Origin of the sequence: Candidatus Bathycorpusculum sp. (assembly GCF_009778815.1) — an archaeon.
Classification (GTDB): Archaea; Thermoproteota; Bathyarchaeia; order Bathyarchaeales; family Bathycorpusculaceae; genus Bathycorpusculum; species Bathycorpusculum hydrogenotrophicum.
Genome location: NZ_WRFL01000115.1, coordinates 1 through 3343 on the forward strand (window position 1 = coordinate 1; position 3343 = coordinate 3343).

The 3343-nt window shown below is 37.6% G+C and carries 4 protein-coding genes; 2 read left to right on the forward strand and 2 right to left on the reverse strand.

Annotated elements, in window-relative coordinates:
- Nucleotides 1–2: 2 nt before the first annotated feature.
- Both FWF39_RS12115 and FWF39_RS12120 read right to left on the reverse strand, forming a co-directional pair.
- Nucleotides 3–782 carry a type IV toxin-antitoxin system AbiEi family antitoxin gene (locus FWF39_RS12115; RefSeq protein WP_343383693.1) on the reverse strand — a complete coding sequence of 260 codons (780 nt, stop codon included), beginning with the start codon at nt 780–782 and terminating at the stop codon, nt 3–5.
- 415 nt (nt 783–1197) lie between these two features.
- The gene (locus tag FWF39_RS12120; RefSeq protein ID WP_343383694.1) at nt 1198–1647 is read right to left on the reverse strand and encodes a hypothetical protein; all 450 of its coding nucleotides are present in this window, start codon (nt 1645–1647) and stop codon (nt 1198–1200) included.
- Nucleotides 1648–2142: 495 nt separating this feature from the next.
- Here FWF39_RS12120 and FWF39_RS12125 point away from each other — a divergent pair, with 495 nt between their 5' ends.
- Nucleotides 2143–2622 carry a hypothetical protein gene (locus tag FWF39_RS12125; RefSeq protein ID WP_343383695.1) on the forward strand — a complete coding sequence of 160 codons (480 nt, stop codon included), beginning with the start codon at nt 2143–2145 and terminating at the stop codon, nt 2620–2622.
- Nucleotides 2619–3128: a hypothetical protein gene (locus tag FWF39_RS12130; protein ID WP_343383696.1), complete on the forward strand. Its 510-nt coding sequence runs from the start codon at nt 2619–2621 to the stop codon at nt 3126–3128. Before FWF39_RS12125 ends, FWF39_RS12130 begins: the two co-directional genes overlap by 4 nt.
- The last annotated feature ends 215 nt before the right edge of the window (nt 3129–3343 follow it).

Here is a 3343-nt window from a genome sequence, read left to right on the forward strand (position 1 = left end):
TATCATGTTGTCCACTTGGAAGGATCAATGTGCACATTTATAACTAGTTTCCACTTTTCTACTATGCGGCCTCTTTTTTTGAGGGAACAATCAAGCAAGGAATAACCTGAAGAAAGGGGCAGAGTTGAAAGTGCCTCAAATGCTTTTTCCAGGGCTAATTTTTCTGATAGGTAGCCTAGTCGTTTTAGGACGGTTTTATTTCTGATTTTTTGAGCAAAGTTTACCAGTTTGGTTTGGTCTATGTCGTTTTTGGCAAAGTATAGGGCTTTGGCTACTTCTTCTATACCGCCGCAATGTTCAGGGTGGTCTAAGCAGTCAATTAGGGTTTTTTCTTTGGAGGAGATGGTGATTTTTCTGTTTTCAATTGTGATTTGTTCGGTTGCAAATATTTTGTGTGGGGGGATGGTGACGAATCGGATTTTAGTGTTGAGTATGGTTTTGGAGTTGCGGGGTTTGGTTGTTGCCACATAGATTGCGTTGGGGGTTTGGTCTGTTAGGCCGTGGTGGTTTAGGGCGCTTGCGTAGGCTATGTAGTAGGGTTCAACAAGAACGGATGCTAAAATAAAGCTGTGCATTGTATAGTTGTCTGTGCCGTTTGTGCCTGCGTTTAGGGGCGCTATTAGGTAGGTGCCTTTTTTTATTTTTTGGATCCAATTTTTACGTACTAGCCAGTCAAGTAAATTCTTTGGGTTATTGGTGAATTCTTTTAGGTCGTTTGTTGTAAAGATTGTTTTGCCTGCATAACTTAGGCTGGTTAATACTTTGACTTCTCGTTCTGACAACGTACGACTATATGGTGTAATCAATTTTCGTGCACACACTCGAATATAATGAAAACACTATAGTTTAAGAGACTTATAAAATTAAACCTAACAGCCACATTAAAAATTCAAAGTTCAAACATATCAACATGAACTGACTGAAGCAATTAATACAAAATAACGTAAAACTGCAAGCATCAGCTATGCTGAGATTGTGTATGAGCGGTTTGTTGAGGCGATTTCTAAGAGCCAGCTCAGCATGGTTGACAGGATTAGCTGATTAGTCCCACGAGAATTTTCAGAGCAGTTGTTTTCCCTGCGCAGTTTGAACCAATATAGCCGAATACTTTGCCTTCTTTTATATCAAGTGAGACCTTGTGAAGAGCATGCAAGTCATTGTTTTTTAGTTAGATTTTGCATACTTGCAAATACATTATCACTTTTTGTGTATGCGCTCTTTCAGTGTTAAAATATTTATGTCCAAGTTATTCGTGTGTTTTGACGTATATATGTCAGCGTTACCCCATTGGGAGCTTTTACTGTTCCTTTTTATGCTGAAGGGTACAAGAAGGATCATTGAAAGAAAAAGAAGACCAATAGCTACTGATAGAACTACCCAGCTTGCGGCACTGTTTGGTGTAGTGTACCCTAAGCCGGGATTACCTTTTGGTACATATGAGTCAGGGAACAAATAATATGGAACTGTTAGCAGAACAAAAGACAGTATCCCAGTGCCTAAGGCCAATCCACCGATTATTTTTGCAGAAATATTTGTGATTTTTTGGCTTATTGTTTTTTGCTCTATTTTTGATTCTCTTGACAAGGTATTTGATTCTTCAGGGAACCAGCCTCTAATGTAGTTTGTAAGTATTTTTGAATACTTCATCTTGTCACTCATCCATGTGTTGATTGAATTTTTGATGATTGTTTTATTGATGTCTCTTATCTGAAGAGCACCTAGATTTTTTGTTTTTATTTATGGTTGCTGTGCGGGACATACATACACGACAACTTCTGTAAATAATTACGTATTTACACATATTTAATTATTTCCTTCAATCGCTAACCTGACAGCACTGTGGCGCAAGCCAAGAACAGACACAGAAACCCAAAAAAACTAATTGACGAAAATACCTCGCAAAATCACGCAATCATTCTTCTCTTGAATTCAAAAATCACAACTGATGCCAATATCGTTTCAATGCAACTTATAAAGAGCAGGATTGTTTAACGTTGCGGAAATAAAACTTGTCAAAAATAATGATCTGCCCATTTATAAAAAAGGTCAGAAATTGGAACATGCTGAACGAAATCTGTTGATCAACTCAAAGCCAATATTTAAATAAATGTAAATATCATACTATTTACTTGACGTGTTAATTTGACAACTTACACCCTAGCCTCACCACTAACTCAGAAACAAAAAATTGTGTGGTCTCTACTAAACAAAGGCTTATCCGCCGTTACAATCGCCAACAAACTAAACACCACAAGACAATTCGTTAACCAAACCAAACTATCCGCCGAAGCCAAACTATCAACCACACTACTAGACGTAGCACAAGCAAACGACCTTCAAATCACCAAACTCTACCCAAAAAACGGCATACTTTTAGCCTACCACCCAGCACTAAAACGCAAAGCCATACTCACATACAACACCAACCACGGCATAAAAGTCTGGTACTGGCACGACAACCCCGAAGAAGTCACCGACACAACATTTCTAAACCAAACACGACAATACCTAATAGACATCGCCAAAGAAAGAGACATAGACCTTGAGGACACTGATAAAATTCACCCCTCCAAATTAGCGCATCAGATCTTCTCAAAACTTATACCGGAGCTAAAAACATGAATACCAAAAAGAGTATGAAAGACCAGACGACTGAATATTATGAAAAAGTAGGATTGGGCATTTTAATGAAAACCACTCTCATTGTTTTAGCATCTGTATTTGGTGTGGTTGGGTTAGTTGGTTGGTATAGTGTTTCTTTGTTATTTGGGATTGTTATGGCATTCTCTGGCTTGTTTACTATTTCCATCATATATGCTATTTTTGGTGGTCTTAAGATAGTAATTACTTCAGAAGGACTTGTTGTAGCCTTTAGATTTTTTAGTCAACGTTTCTTTTTATGTGATATTGAGTCATGTGAACAAACAACGACAAGTTTCAAAAAATATGCTGGCATGGGAATAAGGTATGGTACTGCTGGATCTTTGGCGTATTCAACATCTTTGGGTAGTGCTGTGAGAATTACCAAAGCAGGTGAAAGACCATTTGTTTTTTCAACTAATCATCCTGACACAGTTTGCCAGATTATTTCCAAAAAAATAACAAAACCTAATAATCGGTTAACATGAGTTTACTGAAGCTGATAGCACAAAATAATGTAAAACTGCAAGTATCTGTTAGGTTAGGATTATGGGTGGTGAGGCATTTTGTTTCTTTTTTAAAGGTTCACATTTTTTATTGGTGTGATTGTCGTGTTTGATTTTACGATTACTGTTGAGAATGTTGTTATGGCGGGTTGGTTTAGTGAGGGCGTGGATTTGGGTGTTGCATGTTTAAAGTTAGA